Genomic DNA, 19,057 nt, shown 5'->3' with positions numbered 1-19,057 from the left:
TTAACCCGTAACAAAACGAGGCCGCGACTAAAGGTCAATAATAATAGCGCCCACGGGAGCCGTAGAAATGAATAGCGAGAATAGTTTAATGACTGCAGTGGCACCGGAGTCTGCATCAGGTGCCAGCGCGAATGTTCAAGGCCGACAACTGACCAACGGCGAAAAAAAGGCCATCGTCGCCGCAACGCTTGGCACCATCGTCGAATATACCGACTGGGTGATTTATGCCACGTTCTCTTCCATCCTTGCCCGGCAGTTCTTCCCGGCAGGGGATAGTCTTACCAGCTTGCTGTCGGTGTTGGCGATCTTTGCCGTCGGCTTCATCATGCGGCCTATTGGTGGTGCGATTCTCGGCCAGGTAGCCGACCGCTACGGACGTAAGAAAGGCCTGACGCTTTCTATCCTGCTGATGTCGCTGGCCTCGTTGGTCATCGGCATTTGCCCCAGCTATGACAGTATCGGAATTGCCGCACCGATCATTCTGGTCTTAGCGCGCCTGGTTCAGGGGTTTTCCGCTGGCGGTGAATTCGGCTCCGCTTCGGCGTTCTTGATCGAGTCGGCACCTGCACACCGCCGCGCATTCGCCGGCTCCTGGCAATGGTTCGCAATCAATGCCGGGACCATGGTCTCGTTCCTGCTGGGCTTTGGTCTTGCGTCACTGGGCAGTGACACTGCGTTGAACGACTGGGGTTGGCGCGTTGCTTTCATCATTGCCGCTTTGATGGGACTGATAGCGCTGTGGATCCGCCTTTCGGTGCGCGAGACTGAAATCTTCAAGGCTCGAGCTGCGAGCAACGTCAAGAAGCGGCCGTTGCGTGAACTGTTTTTCAGCCACAGGAAAGATGCGATACGGGTGATCGGCATCGCCATGGCCGGCAACTTACTGAACTATGTATGGATGGTGAGCTATCCCTCGCAGGTCCACCTAATCACCGGTATGTCGATCCGTGACACATTGCTGGCGGGCGTGATCTCGGTAGGGGTGTCACTGGTGTTGTTGCCTTTTGCCGGAAAACTTGCCGACCGTGTCGGTCGCCGACCGGTGCTGATTGCATTCGCCGTCGCGTCGATGCTGTGGGCGTGGCCAAGTTTCGGCCTGTTGCATGCTGGCATCAGCCTGACGGAAGTGACCATCCTGCAAACCATCTCCATGGTCATCATGACAGGCTTCGGCGCAGCCTCTGCAGTGACCATGGCGGAACAATTCCCGGCCGAAGTTCGCGTGACCGGTATCGCCTTGCCGTACGCATTGTCTGTGACGTTGTTTGGCGGAACCGCACCGTATCTCATGGCCGCGATGGCCGGCTGGGGCTATGGGCACTTGTTCTGGATCTACCTGGCGGTGATCAGCGCCATCAGTGCCGTCGTCTATCTGCGCATGCCAGAAACCAGGGGGCTGCCACTGCGCTGATTATTTTGGTTGGAGATTCTTCCCGGTCCCTATTTTCTGACTTGTTAACTACCGTGATTAACAAGTCAGAAAATATAAAATCTTGTCGAAACTTCCGAATGGCCACATCCAGAACTTGAGAAGTCCGCATATTTAACCAGATTTATCAATGTATCGCTTTGTTGTGAGTTGTTTATCGGAAAACACCGATGCCTTGGTCAAAGTGCCTTACAGCGAGGGGCAAATCCTGGGCGCCCATTTTTTTACCCGCTCGGTACCCGAATCCCACTCGTGACAATCCAGAACAATTGTATTGCTGGTACCTGTCTGTTTGCGCAGAGACGGGCTGCGTATCTTGGGGGCCACTGCAACCTCAAGGACCCTCTTATGTTGAACCGATTGGTACTGCCGTTTGCCCTGTTGTTCACCCTCAATGCCGCCTACGCTGCGGATGCCGAAAAATGGTATCCATCAAAATACGGCGCCAACGATGAAATCGGCGCGCTGAACCTGCTGAACGCCGAGTCGGTGATCAATGCCTCGAAACTGATCAAGACCGGCAAAACCTACCCGTTGGCCGTGCCCATCGACAAGACCTTGCCGGCTTTCCGTCATCGCAGTTTTCACCTGACCAACATCCAGCCGGGCGAAGCGGGCGGCACGACGATGGGGCCGAACAAATTCACCTTCAACGATGAACTGGTGGTGGGCTGGACCGGCGTCGGCACGCAGCTCAATGGCATTGGTCACATCGGCATCGACAACGTCTATTACAACGGCAACCGTGCCGCCGATTTCGTGACCGTCGAAGGGGTGAAAAAGCTCGGCATCGAAAAGGTCCCGCCCATCGTCACCCGCGGCGTAGTGCTGGACATGACCGCCGTGTACGGCAGCGCCATCGTGCCGGAGAAAACCGAGTTCAGCGTCGCCGACATTCAGAAGGCTTTGGACCTGCAAGGGATCGCCATTCAGAAGGGCGACGTGGTGCTGTTCAACACCGGCTGGTTGGAACTGCCGGGCAAGGACAACGAGAAATTCCTCGCCGTGGAGCCGGGCATCGGCATGGCAGCGGCCAAGTGGCTGGCGGACAAGCAGATTGTCGCGTTCGGCGGCGACACCTGGGCTTCGGAAATCTACCCGGCCAAAGATGGCCAGGAGTTCCCGGTCAACCAGTTCATGCTCGCCAAGAACGGTATCTACAACCTTGAATTGATCGATAGCCGAGCGCTGGTGAAGGATAAAGCGTGGGAATTCATGTTTGTGCTGGGACAGCCGCTGTACAAGGGTTCGACCCAGGTCAATATCAACCCAGTTGCTATCCGCTGACGTGTCCTGTTGCAGTGGTAACGTAAGGGTTTCAAACCGACAGGAGAATCGTCATGGAATTGGGAATATCGGGCCGCTGGGCCATCGTCTGTGCCTCCAGCAAGGGGCTGGGGCTGGCCTGCGCGCGCGCCTTGGCGAAGGAGGGCGTCAATCTGGTGATCAACGCCCGTGGCGACGAAACCTTGCAGGCCGCCGCCGACGAGTTGCGCAAACTGGCACCGCGCATCGAAGTGCGCACGGTGGCCGGGGATATCAGTACGCCTGCGGTGCGCGAGCAGGTGTTGGCGGCGTGTCCGCAGGTGGACATCCTGGTCAATAACGCTGGCGGTCCGCCGCCGGGTGACTTCCGCGACTGGCAGCGTGAGGACTGGTTGAAGGCGCTGGATGCCAACATGCTCACGCCTATCGAACTGATCAAGGGCTGCGTCAATGGCATGGCCGAGCGCGGCTTCGGGCGCATCGTCAACATCACGTCTGGCGCGGTGAAGGCGCCGATCGATGTGCTAGGTCTGTCCAACGGCGCCCGTAGCGGGCTGACTGGTTTCATCGCCGGGCTCGCGCGCCAGTCGCGTCTGGCGGAGCACAATGTGACGATCAACAATCTGCTGCCAGGTCCGTTCGAGACTGAGCGCCTGCACAAAACCCTGAGTGCCGCGGCCCAAGCCAACAGCACCACGGTCGAGAGCATCAGCGAGCAGCGGCGCAAGCACGTGCCGGCCCAGCGTTTCGGGCAGCCCGATGAGTTCGGCGCCTACTGCGCGTTCATCTGTAGCGCCCACGCCGGTTTCCTCACCGGGCAAAACCTGTTGCTGGACGGCGGCAGTTACCCCGGTACGTTCTGATTTTTTCAGGGGATGACGTTTTGTGATTCCCCAATCAGAAATCTCCAGCCTGATCGATTATCGGGAACGAGTGCGGGCGTCAAAGGAGGGAAGGGCAGGTGAGCGTCGATATCGGATGCGTAGTGGTCGGGCTGGCGGTCGCCAGAGCCCTGGCCCGCTTCGGGCCGGACGTGGTCCTTGTAGTGACCGGCAATCAGCGTTTGCAATGCTGCCCGCCGTGAGGGCTATGCTTGACAGTGCGCCCATCACAATGGGATATCTCCGATGATTAACGTACGCACTGCCCGCATGCTTACCGATTACAAGCGCTGGGCCAATCAACGTCTCTTTGACAGCCTGGCCGCACTGCCACCGGGCGAGGTCAATAAAGAGCGCGTGTCGGTGTTCAAGAACATGATTGGCACCCTGAACCACATCTACGTAGTGGACTGCATCTGGCAGGCCCACCTCGAAGGCCGAGGGCACGGCTTCAAGACGTCACACGATCTGCTGCATCCTGACCTCGCCGAGCTGCGCCTGGCGCAAAAGGACATCGATGATTGGTACTGCGACTGGAGCAAACGGCAGGCCGATGCCTCGCTGGATAAACCCGTCGAGTTCAGATTTGTCTCGGGGGAAAGCGGCATCATGAGCGCCGGCGCGATACTGATGCATGTGGTCAATCACGCCAGCTATCACCGCGGCTGGGTGATCCAGATGTATTTCGAGATCCCGGTCATGCCGCCAGTCACTGACTTGCCGGTATATCTGCGCGAGACCGACCCCGAGTCTTTCAGATCGATTAGTACCCCGGCAGGGGCGCCGACATGTGCTGGGCAATTCGCGAGCGCAACCAACGTTCTGCCGGATCGTTATCGTTGACCCCGTTCCAGACCATGGATAGTTCGGACAGGTTGATGACAAACGGCGGGTCGTCGGCGCGCAGCCGGCTGCTGCCTTCGATCAGCGCGCACGCCGCGTAATCCGGCACGGTGGCCAGCATATCGGTGCCGGCCAGCAAGGCGCGCAGGCCGGCAAACTGCGGCACCGCCAGCACCACCCGGCGTGAGCGGCCGATGCGCGCGAGGTCGTTGTCGATGGCCCCGGTTAAATCCCCGGAAAACGACACCAGCGCGTGCGGACGTTCGCAATATTCATCCAGGGTCAGTGTGCCGGGATGATTGTCGCCACGCAGGATCTTGACGCTCAGCTCACGCAACTTCTTGCGCTTGGCGTTGGCCGGCAGTTCAGTGGTGTAGCTGATCCCGACAGAAATCTCCCCGGAGGAGAGCATCGACGACATCAGCAGGAAATTCACCCGGCGCACCACCACCACAACGTTCTGCGCCTCTTCACGTATTTGCTTGAGCAGTGGCGGAAACAGGCCGAACTCGGCGTCGTCGGACAGGCCGATACGAAATACATCGCGGCTGGTGGACGGGTCGAAATCCTTGGCCCGGCTGACTGCCCCGGAGATGGTGTCCATCGCCGGTTGCAATTCCTTGAGAATCGCCAGGGCCCGCTGGGTCGGCTCCAGCCCCCGACCGTTACGCACCAGCAGCGGGTCGTCGAACAGGTCGCGCAACTTGGCCAGTGAGGCACTGACGGCAGGCTGGCCAAGAAACAGCTTCTCCCCGGCCCGGGTCAGGTTCTTTTCGAACATTAGGGTTTCGAAAATCACCAGCAGGTTCATGTCGACGCGGCGCAGGTCGTTGCGGTTCATGAGGACTTCTCGAAGGGATTCGGGATCTTTTCAGTAAAGCACCAAACCCCCTCGCCACAGGTTTTTCGTGAACGCCACACATTGAGGTCTTTCCACCACAGGGATTGATCGTTCCCACGTGGAGTGGGACACGATCATTTGGCAGGGCCTGGTTCTGTCAGCACCTTCCTGAAGGTTTCCACCAGCGGCCGCAGATTGATCCGGTGCCACGCTGCCCACAGCGGCGTGGTGAAGGAGATCCAGGGCACTTCCCGCAGCACCACGCCGGGCGGTACGTTGCGGCTCAAGCCTATTTGAATCATCGCGATGCCCAGCCCCGATGCCACCAATCCCAACGCAGTGAACGGTTCGGTGGCTTCCATGCGAATGTCCGGGGTGAAGCCGGCACGGATGCAGGCGCTGACGAAGTCGTCGCGGCTGGCGGCGTCCTGGCGGGGTTGCACGCCGATCCATTCCTGATCGGTCAGGTCTGCCGGGGTCAGGGTTGTGTGGTTCGCCAAAGGATGATGTTCGGGCAAGGCCAACAGCATCGGATCGTCCAGCACCTGAAAACCCAGCAGGTCCGGGTCGTCGGCGACGGGCGGTTCGCTGACCAGTGCGATATCCAGACTACGCTGACGCAGGCCTTCGAGTTGTTCGGCGGAATTCAGGTTGTACAGCGCGACATGCACGTTCGGCCGGTCGACCCGCAGCACCCGCAAAGCATTCGGCAAGACGCCGGCGTGCATCGCATTTTCGATGTAGCCGATGCACAAGCCGCCTTCTTCGCCACGACCGAGGCGCTTGCCCAGGGATTCCAGGCGATTGGCGTGGGTCAGCAAGGCACGGGTTTCAGCCAGGAAAGTCTGGCCGTCGCGGGTCAGGCGAATGCGTTGCTGGCTGCGTTCAAACAGCGTCAGGCCCAGGCGTTCTTCGAGCTGTGCAATCTGCCGGCTAAGCGGCGATTGGGAAATGTGCAGGCGTTCGGCGGCGCGACCGACGTGTTCTTCTTCGGCGACGGCGACGAAGTAGCGCAATTGGCGGAAGTCGATCATATAAGACCTATAGGGACTCAAGTGCTGCACATTATGTCTTGGACGGTCCCATTATCGCAATCTAGGATCTGCTCAACGGTCACCTCTGATGACCCCTGACACTCAAGAGGAAAAACCCATGAGCTTGAAAGACAAACTACCTGGCACCCTCGGTTTCGGCACCGCTCCATTGGGCAACATGTTCCGCGCGATCCCGGAAGAAGAGGCGATGGCCACCGTCCACGCTGCCTGGGATGCCGGTGTGCGTTACTTCGACACCGCACCGTTCTACGGTTCGGGCCTGTCGGAAATCCGCCTCGGCGCTGCGCTGGCCCAGTACAACCGCGACGACTATGTGCTGAGCAGCAAAGTCGGCCGAGTGATTCTCGATGAAGTCGAAGACGCCGCTGCCCGTGACTTGGGCGAGAAGAGCGGCGTGTTCGAACACGGCCGCCCGAACAAGATCGTCAACGACTACAGCGCCGACGCGACGATGCGTTCGATTGAAGACAGCCTTAAGCGCCTGCAAACCGATCGCCTGGACATCGTCTGGGTGCATGACATTGCGCAGGACTTCTATGGCGATCAATGGCTGGAATACTTCAACCAGGCCCGCACCGGCGCTTTCAAAGTACTGACTCGTTTGCGCGAAGAAGGCGTGATTAAAGGCTGGGGCCTGGGTGTGAACAAGGTTGAACCTTGCGAGCTGACGCTGGACCTCACCGAAGCCCAGCCGGATGGTTTCCTGTTGGCCGGTCGCTACACACTGTTGGACCATGACCGTGCCTTGCAGCGCTTGATGGACGCCGCACTGGCACAGAATGTCGAGATCGTGATCGGGGGCCCTTACAGCTCGGGCATTTTGGCCGGTGGTGCGCACTTCGAATATCAGAAGGCGAGCCCGGCGATCATCAATAAGGTCGAGCAGATCAAGCGGATTGCCGCGGCCCACGGCGTCAGCATCAAAGCGGCGGCGTTGCAGTTCTCTTTGGCTAACCCGGCCGTAGCGGCGGTGATTCCCGGTTCCAGCCGTCCTGACCGCATTGCTGAAGATGTGGCGGCGTTGTCAGAGGTGATTCCGACGGCGTTCTGGCAAGCACTGCGTGACGCGAAGCTGGTTTCCGAGCGCGCACCATTGCCGATTATTGGCGCATGAGCATGAAAATCGATCTGACTGGAAAACTCGCCATTGTCAGCGGCAGCACCGCCGGTATTGGCCTGGGCATCAGCAAGGCGCTGGCCGAATCCGGCGCCACGGTGGTGGTGATCGGCCGCGAGACGGCCAAGGTCGAACAGGCGCTGGCGAGCATTCGCCAGAGCGTACCGGACGCGCAGTTGCGTGGCCTGACCGCAGACCTCGGCACGGCCGAAGGGGCCGAGTTGTTGTTCGCCGCCGAACCACGAGCGGATATCCTGGTGAACAATCTCGGGATCTTCAACGACGTGGATTTCTTCGACGCGCCGGACAGCGAGTGGACGCGATTTTATGAGGTCAACGTGATCTCTGGCGTGCGCCTGTCACGGCATTACGTGCAGGACATGGTCAAGCAGGGCTGGGGCCGGGTGATTTTCCTGTCCTCGGAATCCGGTGTCGCAACACCGGCCGACATGATCAATTACGGCGTGACCAAAAGCGCCAACCTGGCGGTGTCCCATGGTCTGGCCAAGCGGCTGGCGGGCACCGGGGTGACGGTAAATGCGATCCTGCCCGGTCCTACATTGACCGATGGTTTGGAACAGATGCTCAAAGACACCACCTCCGAATCCGGCCGCAGTGTTCGGGAAGAAGCAGACGCCTTCGTGCGCAAGGCCCGGCCGAGTTCGATCATCCAGCGCGCGGCGGATGTCGAAGAAGTCGCTAACCTGGTGGCGTACATCGCCTCGCCGCTGTCTTCGGCCACCACTGGTGCGGCTCTGCGGGTCGACGGTGGTGTTGTCGATAGCTTGGCGATCTGAACCTTATTGATAGAGAGAGAATATTTCATGGCTACAGCATCAGCATTCATCGACATCCCGGCGACCGCCGACCAGGTTTGGCAATTGATTGGCGGTTTTAACTCGCTGCCGGACTGGCTGCCGTTTATTTCTCAAAGTGAGCTGAGTGACGGCGGCCGGGTGCGTAGCTTGCAAACGGCGGATGGGGCAGTAGTGGTTGAGCGGTTGGAGGCGTTTGATAACGCTGGGAAGACTTACAGTTATTCGATTTTGCAGGCACCGTTTCCGGCGACTGACTATCTGGCGATTATCAGTGTTGAAGCGCAGGGGCAGGGTGCGCGAGTGACCTGGTCTGGGCGGTTTGCACCTGTCGGTGTGAGTGACGAGGAAGTGGTGGCACTGTTTACCGGTATCTACCAAGGCGGCCTCGAAGCCCTGCGTGCCAACTATCCAACCTAATCGTTTCACACGATGAAGTCTGAAAACTGATGCGCATATTTAAATAGTTTTATCAAAGCAGTGTTGGGGTGTTGGGCTCGATAAGAACCTGATTTTTCTGACGCTTCATATTTAGACGTTCATTCGCATAGCACTTGGTGCGCCGGTACCCGGCGAAGCCGACCGGTCTCAAGCCAAACGAAAACCCCCAGCGATCGGCAGATCACTGGGGGTTTTCTTCGTGTTAAACGCTTCTCGTCGCCGCTATGTCACTTCCGTTCAGTACGGAGATCTGCTTGAGAAAGGCCGCGCAGGTTGTGTTCTACAGAACGTCGCTACCGAAATCATGCGGCGGGTTCTACGAGAACGGCCAACAGGGCTTTCTCACGAATGCTCACCTTGAAGCACAGCACAGCGAAAAAGCCTGCAAAGGGCGTCAATTGAACCAATCCTTAGATACGCATAATGTATATTATGTTAAACATGATGTGTAGAAGCGTTTACTCATAGCCCCCATCGGCCGTCAGTAGAGATTAAAACGCTTTCCTTGCCCACATAGCCGGTTCAGGCTGATTGGCGCAAATTCTCACCTCTGCCTGGCAAACACCCTTCCTACGCAAACTTCACAGTTGGAATACGGCGTAAAGAATGTGTTGCGGATACAACCCTGCTATTTCGTAACTCCCCTTATCGCACGCCTTGGCCAGTACTCCGGCCAACGCGTCCCAAGACTTTCCATCATAAGGATAGGGTTCAATCCACCAATCTTTGTTTTGAACGCTGGCGGTAACGGCCAGTAGAAGCCCGAATCTCAGGGCGTGTATTTTCTGTTCCAGGTTCGCGTCTTGAGTTCTCGCATATACGAACTCGCACATTTTCCAGTAGTCCGCATGCATCTCCGCAGCCTTGCCCGCTGAAAACAGTTTTTTGGACTCAACCAAAATAGTGAGCTCAGTACCTGCAAGACTGCCCTTTACTAGCAAATCAACGCGACTATGCCCCTCGACTGTGTTGTGATTCGAGGCCTCGGGGTAAACATGCAAACCTTCCTGCAACGCGCGAGCCGCGAAATGGATCGTCAGATTCGACTCCTGAAGTCCATTGCGCTCAGGATTGACCACTGGCCAGTGATGCTTAACTGCCGCCTCCAATGTTCTCGCCGACTGCATGACTAAATTCCTTATTGCAGCAACCTCACTCACATTAACTCCCCGTTTGGTCAGGCTCGTTGGCATCCTGCCACTATTCATCCAGCTTTAAGTATGCGCTATCAAGGAGGTCAAGGGCCTGGGCTATTTGCTCCCAGCCAGCGCCTGGATAACGACTTCCATACGCCCTTCTCGCTCCAGTTCGCCTATCTGAGACGATCTGTCTGACCAGGGTCTAGCGACTTTCCTTCACATTTGGCGGGATCCGCGTTTGACATGTTCCTGTCAGCCACCAGTCACCCTGACGTCAGTTCCGCCCACCTAAAGTAACTCCATGATTGGTCCTGCGATGTCAGCCGCGAGGAGAAACGCAAATGAGCCATCCTGATACCCACGACAGCGCTCTTAATCAATTCACCTGGCAATCGACGCTTGACAGCAATCTGGATAGAAAAGACCTGCTGCTCTGTGTGTTCGCCGAACAGCGATTGGTGGCCGCGCAGCTGCGAGACTGCAAGCTGGATCAGAGGGACTACCTGCTTTCCCTGATTGATTCGGCATCAACGGTGAACGACGACCCTGGGCAGCCATCAAGTTTCGATGCCCATCGAATGCGCAACGTCATCGCCGAAGCGGCCACGAAGGGGCATTGGGGCAAACCCCCAGAACGTGGCCGAGCGCAGGGCATCGCCGCACACTACGACTCGCAGACCTGCGTGGCAGTCGTGCTCGACGTCGAGGTGAGTGACGAGGGTCGCGTGAGCGTTCATGACGTGGTGGTTGTCGCGGACTTGGGGCTTGTAGAGAACCCTGGTCGCCTGCGCTCGCAGCTTAAAGGCGCCTGCCTGATGGGGGTGGCGTTCGTGACGTCCTGTGACAATGGCTCCCCCACGGACAATCCGAGCCCGGTAGATGACAGTTGCACCAACTGGCCACTCCTCTCGTTGCTGCCGAGGCAAATCGCGGTGTACCTGATCAATCCCACCCAGACCCTTGAGGCCCGCCAGCCCAGCCAGCTTATTTACGTGCCTGTCGTCCGGGCTTTGTGCAATGCGATTTGCAACGCCACGGGCGCCCGTCCCGGCCACTTCCCGTTCAGAAGCCAATTGCTCGAAAGAGCGGTATATCGATGACACCGCCTGCGGGGTACATCTTTCGTTTTTGATGGAATATCAACATGGACGCACAGGAAAACCGATGAAAGCACTCTACGCGCTCTTGATGATCGGCCTTACCGGTTGCGCGCGCGCGCCGGTCGAGGCCGCCCCGCCGATGCCGGTCAGCTTCGGCGACTACCGCTTGCAAACCCTGGCACAGATTGAGCGCAATCGGCAGTTTCAGAATCCCGACCACACCTTGGAACTGGCCTGGAACGCTCCCCGTGAGTGGGTGCCCGTGCAACCCAATGGTAGAGGCGTTCTTCTGGTTCACGGCCTTGGCGATTCGCCCGGCTCATTCGTAGATATCGCGACACAACTGGCCAGCCAAGGATATCGGGTACGCACCGTGCTGCTGCCCGGACACGGCACGCGGCCGGCCGATATGCTCGACGTTGACATCAATGATTGGCGTCGAACCGTGGAACAACAGGTGACGCTGCTGCGCAAGGATGTCGGCCAGGTCTATCTGGGTGGCTTCTCCACCGGTGCCAACCTGGTTGTGGCTTACGCCATGGACGATCAGTCGATCGCCGGGCTGCTGCTGTTTTCCCCGGCGTTCAAGTCCAATGTTGCGTTTGATTGGGTGTTGCCGTGGCTGGCAAAGGTCAAGCCGTGGCTACGGCAGCCGTCCAGCACGGCCCCGCAGCAGACGTCACTGCGCTACCAGAATGTGCCGACCAATGGCTTCGCCCAGTTTTACCTGAGCAGTACCGCCGTGCGCAGCAAGCTGGCAGCGCAGGAGTTCGACCGCCCTGTACTGGTGGTCAGCGCCGCCCACGACTCGGTGGTGGATGTGGCGTTTGTCCGGGACGCCTTCCATCGGCGCTTCCCCAACCCGGCGTCGCGGATGATCTGGTACGGCAATCTCGCCAACGAACTGCAAAGTCCACGCCTGCTGGTGCGCAGCGACCAGATGCCGGCCGAGCACATCAGTCAGTTTTCCCATATGGGCGTGCTGTTCTCCCCTGACAATCCGCAATATGGTCGCCAAGGTAACCAGCGCCTGTGCTGGAACGGCCAGAGCGACATGGCGTACCAGCAATGCCAGGCCGGTGGCCCGGTCTGGTATTCGGACTGGGGGTATCGTGAGCCCGGCAAAGTCCACGCACGGTTGACCTACAACCCGTACTTCGCCTGGCAATCTGAGGTTATGGCGCAGGTGCTGGAGGCCGGGGCTCAAGAGCATCCCGGCGCCCCCGGCATTGGCGGTGGCGCTGCAAATGACAGCAACCGCTTAAATCCTCGGTCCGAACTGGCCATGGATTGATCGCGATGTCGTGAACTTTAAACTGCGCAGGGAAGTTGTCGTCATGTTGCAATCGAAGATCCCCCGTACCGTTTTCAGTGTGTCGCTGACACTTGGCAGCTTGTTGATCATGGGTGGCGCAACTTGGTGGTTGTGGTCGCGAGAGTCGGTGGCTGCTGTGACAACCGCCCCGCCTACGGTTCCGGTCAGTACGATCGAAATGCGCCACCGCGACGTGCCTGTACTCATCCACGCGATAGGTAACGTACGCTCTCTGCACAGCGTCGAAATCCGCTCCCAGCTTGACGGCTTTCTGCTGGAATTGCCGGTCAAAGAAGGTCAGGTCGTCAAGCGCGGAGATCTCCTGGCACGTATCGATGATCGCGCCATCATTGCCGCTCTGGAGCACGCCAAGGCACAAACGTCAGTGGCTCAAGCTCAGTTGGCTTCGGCGAGCCTTGATCTCAAGCGTTACCGTGTGCTGGCCACGACCCAGGCTATATCGGCGCAAACCCTCGACCAGCAAGAAGCAATGGTTGCTCAATTGCGCGCAACGGTGCAGAGCCAGCAAGCGACCGTCACCGCCAATCAGGTGCAGTTGTCCCATACCCGGATCTTGTCCCCTACTGATGGTCGGATCGGCATCCGTAACGTTCATGAAGGCAGCTATGTCCGGGCCAGTGATACGCAAGCCTTGTTTTCAGTGGTGCAGCTGGACCCGATCAGCATCGAGGCCGCGCTTCCCCAGGCGCTCCTGCCGCAGTTGCGTACGCTGGTTGCCGGCGCAGGGCAAGCGCCGGTGATCCTTCGCGCGTACTCGGGCGACGGCGGCGAACTTTTGAGCGAGGGAAGCCTGAGCCTGATCGATAACCGGGTTTCCGACGCCACTGGGACGGTGCGGATCAAAGGCGACTTTGCTAACGCCCAGGGACGCCTATGGCCGGATCAATCGGTGGTGATCACTGTGCAGGCCGCGATACTGCGCGAGGCCATGGTGGTGCCGCAGCGTGCTCTGCGACAGGGCGCGCAAAATACGTTCGTCTGGCGCGTCAGAGACGGCAAGGCTTCTCCTCAGCCAGTGACGGTCACCTACGCCGACGCTGACATTGCGGTGGTCGAAGGCGTTGAAGCCGGCGACCGGATCGTTGACGACGGCTATTCACGGCTGCGTCCGGGCACGCAGGTGCACATGCTTGATGGTCGCGATACAGCACCCTCCTCGGTCGCCAGCGAAAGTGCTTTCTGATGGCCGGCCGCAATGTCTACGCCTGGTGTATGGATCACCCCATCGGCACTATTTTGTTGAGTTTTGCTCTGGTATTGCTCGGGGTGATCGCCTACCCCCGTTTGTCCATCGCACCGCTGCCGGAAGCCGATTTTCCGACGATCCAGATCACCGCGACACTGCCGGGAGCCAGTGCCCAGACCATGGCCTCCTCGGTAGCGACGCCGCTGGAAGTCGAACTGAGCTCGATACCCGGCATTACCGAGATGACCTCGGCCAGTTCGTTGAGCACGCTGACGCTGACGCTGCAGTTCGCGCTGGACAAAAATATCGACGCGGCCGCGCAGGAAGTCCAGGCGGCAATCAATAATGCGTCGGCGCGTTTGCCCAGCGACATGCCTAGCCTGCCGGTATGGCGCAAGGTCAATCCTGCCGACAGTCCGATCCTGATTCTCAGCGCTTACTCCGCTAACTTGTCGCTGATGCAAGTCAGTGATCTGGCCGATACCGTGCTCTCTCGCCAACTCAGTCAACTGACGGGGGTTGGCCTGATCAACGTAGTGGGCGAACGCCGCCCGGCGATCCGTATCCAGGCCCGTCCAGAGGTTCTCGCGGCCGCCGGTGTGACCTTGGCAGACATCCGCACCGCAGTGCAGAGCGCCAGCGTCAATCTGCCCAAGGGGGCTTTGTTCGGTAAACACCGAGTCTCCCATCTGGAAGTCAACGATCAGCTCTTCGAACCCCACGAATATGACAATGTCATTGTCACCTACCGCAACGGCTCGGCGGTGCGGGTACGGGATCTGGCACGGGTCACGTTGGGCTCCGAGGATGACTACACGCAAAGCTGGCCCAATGGCCAATCGGGCGTCGTCCTCGTGATCCGGCGACAGCCGGGGGCCAACATCGTCGCCACCGTCGATCGTATTCAGGCAGCCCTCCCCCATCTCAAGGCGTCCTTGCCAGCAGACATGACGGTCGAGGTGTTGAACGATCGGACCCGCACCATCCGCTCCTCCTTGCATGAGGTGGAGTTGACGCTGGGCATCGCGATCATTCTGGTAATCGGCGTCATGGCGTTGTTCCTGCGACAACTGTCAGCCACGCTGATCGTCACCACTGTGCTGGGGGTATCGTTGGTGTCGACATGCGCGGTGATGTACCTGGCCGGTTTCAGCCTGAACAACCTGACGCTGGTGGCGATTGTCATCGCGGTCGGTTTCATCGTCGATGATGCGATCGTAGTGATCGAAAACATCCACCGACACCTGGAGCTGGGTGAGGACAAACGCACAGCGGCGCTCAAGGGCATCAGTGAAATCGGCTTTACGGTGGTGTCCATCAGTGTGTCGCTGATTGCCGCCTTCATCCCCCTGCTCTTCATGGGTGGCGTGATCGGTCGTTTGTTCCGCGAGTTTGCCCTGACTTCCGTGGCCGCCATTATGATTTCGGTCGTGGTCTGCCTGACCCTGGCCCCGACGCTCGCGTCCCTTTTCATGAAGGCGCCCGGCCATCGTGTCGAATCGGACAAAGACTTCTTCGCCGGTTTGCTAAAACTCTACGATCGCACATTGACCTGGACGCTTGGTCATCAGCGAATCATGCTGGGCGTGTTTTTTGCAACCGTGGTCCTCAGCGTGGCCAGTTTCATCATGATTCCCAAAGGCTTCTTTCCGTTGCAGGACACGGCCTTCGTCCAGGGATTTACCCAGGCCTCCGCCGACATCCCCTATGAGGAGATGGTCGAGAAACACAAACAACTGGAAGCGATTTTCAGCAAGGTTCCGGCGGTCATCAGTTATAACCACGCCATCGGTGGCACCATCACCGACTCGATCGGCAATGGTCGGGTCTGGCTGGTGTTGAACGACCCGGGGGAGCGCGACGAGACGGTCAGTCAGGTCATCGACCGGTTGCGCCCGCAACTGGCGCAGGTGCCTGGCATCCAGGTGTTTCTGCGCGCCGTGCAGGACATCAACCTCAGTGCCGGCCAGCCCCGCGCGCAATATCAATACGTGTTGCGTGCGCAGAGCAGTGCCGAGCTGGCGACCTGGGCCACCGCGCTGACCGATCGGCTGCGGGCCAACCCGCTGTTCCGTGATGCTTCCCATGACCTGCAACTGGATGCCAACATCACCCGAATCACCCTGGATCGCGACGAGGCCGCACGCTATGGCTTCACCGCCCAAGACCTGGACAACGCGCTGTACGATGCCTTCGGGCAACGGCAGATAAGCGAGTACCAGACCGAGGTCAACCAATACCAAGTGATACTCGAACTGAGCACGGCACAGCGCGGCAATGCCGAAAGCCTCAGTTACTTCCACCTGCGTTCGCCGCTGACCGGGCAGATGGTGCCACTCCTCACGTTTGCGCGGATCGAGCCGCCGGCGAGCGGCCCTGTGGTGATCAACCACAACGGCATGCTGCCGGCCGCAAATCTGTCTTTCAACCTCGCCCCCGGAGTTGCACTCGGGCAGGCGGTGACGGCACTTCAGGACATCGAACGCGAGATCGGCATGCCGACGTCAGTGAACGGGACCTTCCAGGGCTCTGCCCAGGCATTCCAGTCGTCCCTGGCCAGCCAACCGTTTTTGATCCTGGCCGCATTGGTGGCCGTCTACATCATCCTGGGTGTGCTTTATGAGAGCCTGGTGCACCCACTGACCATCCTTTCAACCCTGCCGTCAGCCTGCATTGGCGCGATTCTGTTGTTGTGGGCCTGGCAATTGGACTTTTCGATCATGGCACTGATCGGCCTGATCCTGCTGATCGGCATCGTCAAGAAAAACGGTATTCTGCTGATCGACTTCGCCATCCACGCACAGCGCGAACGCAACCTGTCCGCTCGCGACGCCATCCATCAGGCGTGCCTGGCGCGTTTTCGGCCGATTCTCATGACCACTCTGGCCGCCCTGCTCGGTGCCGTGCCCTTGATGATGGCCTTTGGCACGGGGGCCGAGTTGCGCGAACCGCTCGGGGTCGCAATTGTCGGTGGCTTGATGCTCAGCCAGGTGCTGACATTGCTGACGACGCCGGTGGTGTTCGTGGCACTCGATAACCTGCGCCATCGGAAAAAAGCTCAGCCTGTCGCCAACCCGGGGCACTCTGCATGATTTGCAGACCGCCACGTCTTGCCAAGGAAGGCTTCGAGGCTAACCGTCCGCCCTCCGGCGATTGCCTCCCGACCCATGTGCTATTGTCAGAGAGACGGATCTAATCATACGTCCGCTCTGACTCAGTGCAGATCGCAGCGCCGATATGGAGATCACCTCTGTGGTGAATGTAAACCGATTGTTCGACACAACGCCCTCTGCTGCCCCCTGTGGTGACGACCTTGAGTACGCCGCCGCACTCCTTACAGCCAACTGATGCCCGAACACGAGCCAAGGAAGCCGTAGATGGCAATCACCCAAAACAACCGTTTGGTACAGGTCGACAGTCCCCTCGGCGGCGATGTCCTGTTGCTGCAGAGCCTGGATGGCAGCGAAGAGCTGGGGCGGTTGTTTCACTACGAATTGGACCTTACCTCCGAAGACCGGGCGATCAAGTTCGATCAGTTGCTGGGCAAGCCGATGGGCTTGACCCTTGAGCTGTACAACGGGGCAAAGCGCTATTTCCATGGCATCGTTTGCAGCTGTCGGCAACTGACCGGCCACGGCCAGTTCGCCGGTTATCGGGTCAGTCTGCGGCCATGGTTCTGGCTGCTCACGCGGACCTCGGACTGTCGGATTTTCCAGAACAAGACGGTGCCGGACATCATCAAGCAGGTGTTTCGCGACCTCGGTTTCTCTGATTTCGAAGACAGCCTCAGCGCCAGCTACCGCGAATGGGAATATTGCGTTCAGTACCGCGAAAGCAGTTTCGATTTCGTCAGCCGGCTGATGGAACAGGAAGGTATCTATTACTTCTTTCGCCATGAAAAGGAGCGTCATGTACTGGTGCTGGCCGACGCCTATGGCGCTCACTCCGCGCCGGCGGACTACGACTCGGTACCCTTCTATCCGCCCGATCGGCAAATGCGCGAACGCGATCATTTCTACGACTGGCAACTGGCGCGGGAAGTCCAGCCTGGTTCGCTGGCGCTGAACGACTATGACTTCCTGCGCCCGCGCGCCAGCCTTGAGGTGCGTTCCAGTGTGGTACGCAACCACAGCAACAGTGACCACCCGCTCTATGACTACCCCGGTGAGTACCTGCAGAGCAACGACGGCGATCACTACGCGCGTACCCGCATCGAAGCCATTCACAGCCAGTTCGAGCGCGTGCAGTTGCGTGGCCGCGCCCGCGGGCTGGGCTGCGGCCATTTGTTCTCGCTGACGGGTTACGACCGTGCGGACCAGAATCGCGAATACCTGGTGGTGGTCGCGCGCTATCAGATCCGTCAGGAAGTCTATGAAAGCGGCCAGTCGGACATCGCCGAACAGTTCGTCAGCGAGCTGGACTGCATGGATGCCAGCCAGGCCTTCCGCCCTCTCCCTCTGACCCCCATGCCCATTGTCCGCGGGCCGCAGACCGCCGTGGTGGTTGGCCCCAGTGGCGAGGAGATCTGGACCGACCAGTATGGCCGGGTCAAGGTGCATTTCCATTGGGATCGCCATGACCAATCCAACGAAAACAGCTCCTGCTGGATTCGCGTGTCCCAGGCCTGGGCTGGCAAAAACTGGGGAGCCGTGCAGATCCCGCGGATCGGTCAGGAAGTGATCGTCAGCTTCCTTGAAGGCGACCCCGACCGGCCGATCATCACCGGTCGCGTCTACAACGCCGAACAGACCGTGCCCTACGGGTTGCCGGCCAATGCCACCCAGAGCGGGGTGAAAAGCCGTTCAAGCAAGGGCGGTTCACCGGCCAACTTCAATGAAATCCGCATGGAGGACAAGAAAGGCGCGGAGCAACTGTTCATCCATGCCGAGAAGAATCAGGACATCGAGGTCGAGAACGACGAGACCCACTGGGTCGGCCATGACCGCAGCAAGACCATCGACAACGACGAAACCGTGCACGTCAAACACGACCGCACCGAGACGGTGGACAACAACGAAACCATCAAAATCGGCGTGGACCGCAAGGAAACCGTCGGCAACAACGAAACCATCTCCATCGGCGTGAACCGCACCGAAGATGTGGGCAGCGACGAGAAAATCACCATCGGCGCCAACCGTACCGAAAACGTGCGCAACAACGAGACCATCACCATCGGCGCGGACCGCACGGAAAAGGTCGGTGCCAACGAAAGCATCACCATCGTCAGCAACCGCACCGAGGACGTGGGCGGCAACGAGACCATCGGCATCACCGGCAACCGTAACGAAACGGTCAAGGGCAACGAAGGTATCGAGATCAATGGCAACCAGAGCACCCGGATCGGCCAGAACGAATCCCGTGACGTCGCCCAGAACCGTACCACCAACATCAAGCAGAACGACAGCCTGGACGTTGGCAAGAACTTTGTCCTCAACGCCGGCGACTCCATCAGCCTGACGACGGGCGACGCCAGCATCACCATGAAGAAGGACGGCACGATCATGATCAGCGGTAAGGACATCACCATCGACGGCTCCGGTGCCATCAAGATCAAGGCCAGCCGGAACGTTGTCGTCAAAGGCCAGAAGATTCTGCAGAACTAGCATGG

The 19,057-nt window shown here is 59.1% G+C and carries 16 protein-coding genes; 13 read left to right on the top strand and 3 right to left on the bottom strand.

Going from position 1 to position 19,057, the window contains the following annotated elements:
- Positions 1 to 67 precede the first annotated feature (67 nt).
- The 5 genes from MA884_RS09375 (at position 68) to MA884_RS09355 (ending at position 4,419) form a co-directional block, all read left to right on the top strand.
- Positions 68 to 1,411 (top strand): MFS transporter, encoded by a 1,344-nt coding sequence (locus tag MA884_RS09375; protein ID WP_256230203.1) that lies wholly within the window; start codon positions 68 to 70, stop codon positions 1,409 to 1,411.
- 366 nt (positions 1,412 to 1,777) lie between these two features.
- Entirely contained in the window at positions 1,778 to 2,716 is a 939-nt protein-coding gene (locus MA884_RS09370) for a cyclase family protein (protein WP_256230202.1), read from the top strand.
- 53 nt (positions 2,717 to 2,769) lie between these two features.
- Positions 2,770 to 3,558: an SDR family oxidoreductase gene (locus MA884_RS09365; RefSeq protein ID WP_256230201.1), complete on the top strand. Its 789-nt coding sequence runs from the start codon at positions 2,770 to 2,772 to the stop codon at positions 3,556 to 3,558.
- Between the two features lie 98 nt (positions 3,559 to 3,656).
- Positions 3,657 to 3,779 (top strand): hypothetical protein, encoded by a 123-nt coding sequence (locus MA884_RS09360; RefSeq protein ID WP_256230200.1) that lies wholly within the window; start codon positions 3,657 to 3,659, stop codon positions 3,777 to 3,779.
- Positions 3,780 to 3,822: 43 nt separating this feature from the next.
- A complete protein-coding gene (locus tag MA884_RS09355; RefSeq protein WP_256230199.1) occupies positions 3,823 to 4,419 on the top strand; it encodes a DinB family protein in 597 nt (198 codons plus the stop codon).
- On the opposite strand, the gene MA884_RS09350 is transcribed toward MA884_RS09355, so the two are convergent.
- Positions 4,340 to 5,260 carry a LysR substrate-binding domain-containing protein gene (locus MA884_RS09350; protein WP_256230198.1) on the bottom strand — a complete coding sequence of 307 codons (921 nt, stop codon included), beginning with the start codon at positions 5,258 to 5,260 and terminating at the stop codon, positions 4,340 to 4,342. The two genes, MA884_RS09355 and MA884_RS09350, sit on opposite strands and share 80 nt — an antisense overlap.
- Before the next feature lie 134 nt (positions 5,261 to 5,394).
- Positions 5,395 to 6,294: a LysR substrate-binding domain-containing protein gene (locus MA884_RS09345; RefSeq protein WP_256230197.1), complete on the bottom strand. Its 900-nt coding sequence runs from the start codon at positions 6,292 to 6,294 to the stop codon at positions 5,395 to 5,397.
- Positions 6,295 to 6,412: 118 nt separating this feature from the next.
- Between MA884_RS09345 and MA884_RS09340 the strand changes: the two genes are divergently transcribed.
- From MA884_RS09340 to MA884_RS09330, 3 genes are read left to right on the top strand one after another with little or no spacing between them, the layout of a single operon-like run.
- On the top strand, positions 6,413 to 7,429 hold the full coding sequence (locus MA884_RS09340; RefSeq protein WP_256230196.1) for an aldo/keto reductase: 1,017 nt from the start codon (positions 6,413 to 6,415) through the stop codon (positions 7,427 to 7,429).
- A 2-nt stretch (positions 7,430 to 7,431) separates the two neighbouring features.
- On the top strand, positions 7,432 to 8,229 hold the full coding sequence (locus tag MA884_RS09335; RefSeq protein WP_256230195.1) for an SDR family NAD(P)-dependent oxidoreductase: 798 nt from the start codon (positions 7,432 to 7,434) through the stop codon (positions 8,227 to 8,229).
- Between the two features lie 27 nt (positions 8,230 to 8,256).
- Complete coding sequence (locus tag MA884_RS09330) at positions 8,257 to 8,667, top strand: SRPBCC family protein (RefSeq protein WP_256230194.1); 411 nt, start codon at positions 8,257 to 8,259, stop codon at positions 8,665 to 8,667.
- Positions 8,668 to 9,269: 602 nt separating this feature from the next.
- Here the strand turns inward: MA884_RS09330 and MA884_RS09325 are convergent.
- Positions 9,270 to 9,848, bottom strand: a complete 579-nt coding sequence (locus tag MA884_RS09325; protein ID WP_256230193.1) for a hypothetical protein — start codon at positions 9,846 to 9,848, stop codon at positions 9,270 to 9,272.
- Positions 9,849 to 10,168: 320 nt separating this feature from the next.
- Here MA884_RS09325 and MA884_RS09320 point away from each other — a divergent pair, with 320 nt between their 5' ends.
- The 5 genes from MA884_RS09320 to MA884_RS09300 all read left to right on the top strand — a co-directional run bounded on the left by MA884_RS09320 (position 10,169) and on the right by MA884_RS09300 (position 19,052).
- Positions 10,169 to 10,927, top strand: coding sequence for a molybdopterin cofactor-binding domain-containing protein (locus MA884_RS09320; protein ID WP_256230192.1), 759 nt, complete (start codon positions 10,169 to 10,171; stop codon positions 10,925 to 10,927).
- A gap of 139 nt (positions 10,928 to 11,066) precedes the next feature.
- A complete protein-coding gene (locus tag MA884_RS09315; protein ID WP_371134756.1) occupies positions 11,067 to 12,221 on the top strand; it encodes an alpha/beta hydrolase in 1,155 nt (384 codons plus the stop codon).
- A gap of 43 nt (positions 12,222 to 12,264) precedes the next feature.
- Complete coding sequence (locus MA884_RS09310) at positions 12,265 to 13,446, top strand: efflux RND transporter periplasmic adaptor subunit (protein ID WP_256230189.1); 1,182 nt, start codon at positions 12,265 to 12,267, stop codon at positions 13,444 to 13,446.
- Positions 13,446 to 16,541, top strand: a complete 3,096-nt coding sequence (locus tag MA884_RS09305; RefSeq protein ID WP_256230188.1) for an efflux RND transporter permease subunit — start codon at positions 13,446 to 13,448, stop codon at positions 16,539 to 16,541. Before MA884_RS09310 ends, MA884_RS09305 begins: the two co-directional genes overlap by 1 nt.
- A 285-nt stretch (positions 16,542 to 16,826) precedes the next feature.
- Positions 16,827 to 19,052 (top strand): type VI secretion system Vgr family protein, encoded by a 2,226-nt coding sequence (locus MA884_RS09300; RefSeq protein WP_256230187.1) that lies wholly within the window; start codon positions 16,827 to 16,829, stop codon positions 19,050 to 19,052.
- The last annotated feature ends 5 nt before the right edge of the window (positions 19,053 to 19,057 follow it).

This window comes from Pseudomonas sp. Q11, assembly GCF_024494355.1.
Taxonomy (GTDB): Bacteria; Pseudomonadota; Gammaproteobacteria; order Pseudomonadales; family Pseudomonadaceae; genus Aquipseudomonas; species Aquipseudomonas hefeiensis.
Note: the sequence above shows the minus strand (reverse complement) of the source record. Positions and strands in the feature narration are given on the sequence as shown.

What these genes read in the sequence shown, in the direction of transcription:
- MA884_RS09310 (WP_256230189.1), top strand. Translation starts at nt 12,265, where the DNA reads ATGTTGCAATCGAAGATCCCCCGTACCGTTTTCAGTGTGTCGCTGACA.
- MA884_RS09355 (WP_256230199.1), top strand. Translation starts at nt 3,823, where the DNA reads ATGATTAACGTACGCACTGCCCGCATGCTTACCGATTACAAGCGCTGG.
- MA884_RS09340 (WP_256230196.1), top strand. Translation starts at nt 6,413, where the DNA reads ATGAGCTTGAAAGACAAACTACCTGGCACCCTCGGTTTCGGCACCGCT.
- MA884_RS09315 (WP_371134756.1), top strand. Translation starts at nt 11,067, where the DNA reads ATGCCGGTCAGCTTCGGCGACTACCGCTTGCAAACCCTGGCACAGATT.
- MA884_RS09350 (WP_256230198.1), bottom strand. Translation starts at nt 5,260, where the DNA reads ATGAACCGCAACGACCTGCGCCGCGTCGACATGAACCTGCTGGTGATT.
- MA884_RS09365 (WP_256230201.1), top strand. Translation starts at nt 2,770, where the DNA reads ATGGAATTGGGAATATCGGGCCGCTGGGCCATCGTCTGTGCCTCCAGC.
- MA884_RS09300 (WP_256230187.1), top strand. Translation starts at nt 16,827, where the DNA reads ATGGCAATCACCCAAAACAACCGTTTGGTACAGGTCGACAGTCCCCTC.
- MA884_RS09375 (WP_256230203.1), top strand. Translation starts at nt 68, where the DNA reads ATGAATAGCGAGAATAGTTTAATGACTGCAGTGGCACCGGAGTCTGCA.
- MA884_RS09320 (WP_256230192.1), top strand. Translation starts at nt 10,169, where the DNA reads ATGAGCCATCCTGATACCCACGACAGCGCTCTTAATCAATTCACCTGG.
- MA884_RS09305 (WP_256230188.1), top strand. Translation starts at nt 13,446, where the DNA reads ATGGCCGGCCGCAATGTCTACGCCTGGTGTATGGATCACCCCATCGGC.
- MA884_RS09345 (WP_256230197.1), bottom strand. Translation starts at nt 6,294, where the DNA reads ATGATCGACTTCCGCCAATTGCGCTACTTCGTCGCCGTCGCCGAAGAA.
- MA884_RS09330 (WP_256230194.1), top strand. Translation starts at nt 8,257, where the DNA reads ATGGCTACAGCATCAGCATTCATCGACATCCCGGCGACCGCCGACCAG.
- MA884_RS09335 (WP_256230195.1), top strand. Translation starts at nt 7,432, where the DNA reads ATGAAAATCGATCTGACTGGAAAACTCGCCATTGTCAGCGGCAGCACC.
- MA884_RS09370 (WP_256230202.1), top strand. Translation starts at nt 1,778, where the DNA reads ATGTTGAACCGATTGGTACTGCCGTTTGCCCTGTTGTTCACCCTCAAT.